Origin of the sequence: Arthrobacter terrae (assembly GCF_015708085.1) — a bacterium.
GTDB classification, from domain to species: domain Bacteria; phylum Actinomycetota; class Actinomycetes; order Actinomycetales; family Micrococcaceae; genus Arthrobacter_M; species Arthrobacter_M terrae.
This window is the reverse complement of sequence record NZ_JADNYM010000048.1, coordinates 1-4491: the sequence shown is the minus strand read 5'-3', so window position 1 is coordinate 4491 and position 4491 is coordinate 1. Positions and strand designations below refer to the sequence as shown.

At 61.6% G+C, this 4491-nt stretch carries 3 protein-coding genes and 1 pseudogene; 3 read left to right on the top strand and 1 reads right to left on the bottom strand.

Annotated elements, in window-relative coordinates; genetic code table 11:
* Positions 1 to 126: 126 nt before the first annotated feature.
* Positions 127 to 832: pseudogene (locus IV500_RS21040) on the top strand (IS110 family transposase); the annotation flags it as partial.
* Positions 833 to 1393: 561 nt separating this feature from the next.
* Entirely contained in the window at positions 1394 to 1846 is a 453-nt protein-coding gene (locus tag IV500_RS21035) for an SRPBCC family protein (protein ID WP_196398770.1), read from the top strand.
* Positions 1847 to 2246: 400 nt separating this feature from the next.
* On the opposite strand, the gene IV500_RS21030 is transcribed toward IV500_RS21035, so the two are convergent.
* Positions 2247 to 2531: a hypothetical protein gene (locus IV500_RS21030; protein WP_196398769.1), complete on the bottom strand. Its 285-nt coding sequence runs from the start codon at positions 2529 to 2531 to the stop codon at positions 2247 to 2249.
* Positions 2532 to 3449: 918 nt separating this feature from the next.
* Here IV500_RS21030 and istA point away from each other — a divergent pair.
* Positions 3450 to 4491: IS21 family transposase (istA, locus tag IV500_RS21025; protein ID WP_196398768.1), on the top strand; the 1042-nt coding region annotated here is incomplete at its 3' end.

Here is a 4491-nt window from a genome sequence, read left to right as displayed (position 1 = left end):
CAGTGAACTCTGCGACCATCTCACTGCCACAGAAACCCGCTATCCCGGCACAAACCAAATCCTGCGATTCGAAACCAAAAACCGTGAAACGTCGCCACCAAATTAAATACCTATGTCAAGAGTCCTGAAGCACTGGTGGCCGGGGAGACTTCTGCCCCGTTGATACCAAATCTTGCCAAGCGTCGGATGTGTTCGAAGATTCCGGTCTTGACCGAGGCGCTCATCTGCTGTTTCAGCGACCACCACCGCTTCATGGTCAGGCTTTTTCCGGACCGCATCGACGCCCGCAGTGCCGATATCGACCGACTCACGCAGCGGATCGAGACAGCATTGGTGCCCTTCCGGCTGGTGCGGGAGTTGCTGATATCCATCGCCGGGTTCAGCACTCCCGCCGCCGATGTTTTCATCGCCGAAACCGGTGCTGACATGTCGGCTTTCCCCACCGCTGCGCGGTTCGCCTCCTGGGCCCGTACTGTCCCAGGATCAAACGAGTCCGCCGACCGGATCAGGTCAACCAAAACCCGCCCCGGTAACGCGTACCTCAAGGGCGCCCTCGGCGTCGCCGCCCTAGCGGTGTCCAAGACAACGAACACCTATCATTCAGCCGACAACAGACGGATCATGGTCCACCGCGGCAGATCAAAGCCCATATCGCGATCGAACACGCCATGCTCATTGCCGCCTGTCACATGCCAACTACCGGCGAACTCTATCGTGACCCAGGTGTCGACTATTTCGTCCGCCGCGCTCCCGGCAAGGCCAAAGCCCGCGCCGTCAGCCATCAGCCAACAGCCAACTCGAAGCCTTCGGATACCAAGTCAAGGTCACCCCCGCCTACGATGTCCATGAAACACCACTCCCACTAACCTCACCCCCGTCCAATCAGCTAATTTTCGTTTCAGGCAATGAGTTCCTGCTGCTGTGGACGTAGTCATGGTGAAGCCTTCCCTCGTGCCTTCAGCCTCTATTCTCGTTCAAGAAACGGTCTCTAAAGAGTCTGGCTGATAGGGCCTTGCGGCCGACAAAAGACAGTTTTTTCACGCTGTAGAAGTCATAAGCATCATCGGAGACGCCCGTGCCTGCCGTGATTTCATCCAGCGAGTACGGCTGAACGGTCTCATAGTTCAGGTGCCGATCAGCCAGGGCCCAACCCGACCCGTCGGAGGGAACTCCCACCGACAAGCGCGTCGGAAGGTGACACGACCGGCAAGTATCGGGCCGGACTCTTCAGCGGGGTAACGAGGGCACCGGGGCACCCGGGGAATCATCACCGTCAGGATGCTCGCTTGGGGACACCCGGGGCATTGACATTCCGTCGGTCTGGGAAGATGATGGCGCCATACCTGGCCACCGGCCGAGCCGAGCCAGCGGCAGGCGTTCCCAAGGAGTTCCCATGCCTGTGATCGAAGAAAACGTATTCATCGCCCGGCCGCAGCAGGAGGTCTTCGACTTTATTACCGCCACCAAAAACACCCCCGTGTGGGACTCCTCCGTCGCTCAAGCGGCCCAGATCGGGAGCGACCCGATGGGCATAGGGGTTCGTTCCAGCGGCACCAGCAAAATCATGGGCCGCTCCTTTGACTGGACTACCGAAGTGACCGAATTTGAAGCGCCCAATCGGGTCGTCAACCGGTCCGTTGAAGGCAAACTTTCCTTCACGATCACCAACTCCTTTGAGGCGGCTGAGGGCGGTACCCGGTTCACCTACCGCATCGACGCGGCGTCGGGCTTAGGTGGCGTCTTCGGTCGGCTGGCAGACCCATTTGTGCAGCGGGCCCAGGCACGGACCGTCCGGGCAAATCTGGAATCGCTGGCGGAACTGCTGACGGAACATCCCGGGGCGTAGCCGCGCTTCGCCCGCGGAGCCGGGGATTCCGCAGTGATGCTGCGGCGCTGCCATGCGGTGCTGCGGCAGTGACGGCGCGCTGCTTATCTGTGCCCATGGGCCCCGGCAGTCAGATGGAAAAACGTTCGGGGTACAACGTTGACCGGCGGTTATTCTCGGGGCGGACTACGCGCGGGGGACCCCGCCGGAGAATTAGGCCGGGACGTGGCCGGATATGAGCGGACCCTGACGATATACCGCACCCGGTATGGACCAGCGCCCCTGCTCCACCCCAGCGGGTGCGCTGGTCTTTTGCTGGTGCGCCCAGAGCCACCCGAATGCTGAATCGGGTGCGTTCGTCCGCAGCCGGTGCCGCCGCGCTGACCGGAGTGGGGCCTCGCGGCGAATCGCTCAGCGGCGCTCACCTGCACACGCTCGGTTCCCTGCACCGGAACTCCAGCACGAGGTCCGCGACGATCAGGACCGCATTGGTTACATGGACTTCCACCGGAAAGAGTTTGGTTTGGGCGGTGTATTTGACGGCCGGATCAAATACTCCGGTGATGAATATCTGGCCGGAGACCTGCCGGCGGATGCTCTGCGGAAGGAGATAATCCGTGAAGACCGGATCCGGGCTACGGGACTGCGGGTCGTGAGGTGGCTGCGGGATGCGGGATGCGGGATGCGGGATGCGGGATGCGGTCAATAATCCGGAAATCCTGCAGCGAAAGCTGCTGCAGGCCGGGCTTCGCGTCCGCTGAAACGCACCATGCCAGATATTGCCGGACAAACGGACGGTTGCCATGGGAATTCCCCCGGCAACCGTCCCTTCAACCGGCAATCGATTAACGGGCAATTGAGGAGCGGCTGAACCGGTAACCTGCCCGGGGTGGTCCGTGAAAAAGTGAAATATCCGACGTTAGAGCGAATATGCCACCAGAAGTCAGCCGTGGGCCGCGGTGATCGGGTCCGTTCATAGGCAAGAAGCGCTGCCCCCGAGGGACGCCTCAGGGCGTGTATCGCGAAGGTAGGCATGCGTTGCGTTGGTGCGTCCACGGCAACCGTTACACGGTGGGCCCTTGTATTTGCTGGCCTCGATGAGATCTCAGCCAGTGTCTCGCGAACGATCGTCCCGGACGCCTCGTAGGCTTAGCGCCTCGTAGGCTTAGCGTCGGATATTTCACTTTTTCACAAGCCACCCCTGATTAATCATGCGCGGAGCGCCCGGCAGACGAGACGTCGGGGTGTCGGCGCGCTATCGGGCTTGGCCGGCCTGGTCAACCTGTGGGGGTCCTTCGCGTAGCGGCGACAGCAGGGCGGTGAGCGCGGCGACCGCGAATACGAAGATCACTGTGTGTGATCAACTATTTGTAGGCCGTTTCAGCTAGGAATGTAGGCCAAGTTAGCGGCTCGTTTCAGGCCAAAAGAGCGCTAAGAATCAGGCCAGTTTTTTCCCCTCCAAATCATGGTTTCGGGGTTGGCCTTCAGATAGAGATCACCCGGTGGCCGGGGCCCGTCCAGAGTGTTGGGGACATGGGCCCGCCACTACTCAGATAAGTTCCTTACGGCGCTGCCATTGCGAAGCGTATGCGCCGGAAGGGCTAGAAAGCAGATGACGGTACCCATGTCCGTACAAGAAAGTATCAGAAAGCTCGACTCCCAGGGGGTTCCTGGCCGTGAGATCGCGCGGCTGTTGGATGTTAGCCGGGCGTCGGTGGCGAAATACTCCGGCCGGGAGGACTTCTCCCCGGCACCACCAGCTCCGTTGGCTAGGCCCGGGGGCTCGGTGCTGGCCGGGTTCGATGACGTCATTGAGGGGTGGCTGGGCGAGGATGAGCGCCGGAACCGCAAGCAGCGGCATACGGCCAAGCGGGTCTTTGACCGGCTCGTTGACGAGCACGGATACACAGCCACGTATTCGCCGGTGCAGCGCTTCGTGAAGAAGTGGCGGGCACTGAACCGTGGCGCCGGGGAGGGCTTCACCGAACTGGTCTGGCCGGCTGGCACAGTGCAGGTCGATTTCGGGCAGGCCGAGGCGATCATCGCCGGGATCCGGCAGGTCCTGCACATCTTCGTGGTGACCTTCCCGTTCTCGAACATGCGCTTCGTCCAGGGGTATCGGGGCGAGACCTCCGAGTGCGTCGCGCACGGGTTGCGGACCGTGTTTGAACATATCGGGGCCGTACCGAGACATATGGTTTTTGACAACGCCACGGGCATCGGAAATCGGGTGGGAACCCGGGTGACGGAGACGAAGCTGTTTGCTGCGTTCAAGCTGCACTACCGGTCCGAGTCACGGTACTGCAATCCGTACTCGGGTCACGAAAAAGGCAGTGTGGAGAACGCGGTGGGGTTCCTGCGCCGGAACTTCATGGTCCCGGAGCCGGAGGCCGCCACCTTGGCCGGGCTCAACAAGGTTTTGATGGCCCGGTGTGACGCCCTGGCCGGCACCACGCATTACCGCAAGGGCCTGCCCGTGGGTGAGCTGTTCGCCCAGGACGTGGCGGCGTCCTTGGAGTTGCCGGGGGTCGGTTTTGAGGCGGTGCGCTACGAATCGCGGAAGGCCGACAGAGTCGGGAACCTGCTCGTTGACGGGAACACCTACGCGGCCGGGCCCGCGTTCCATGGACGGATGCTCACAGTGGGGTTGGGCCATGATGTGGTGC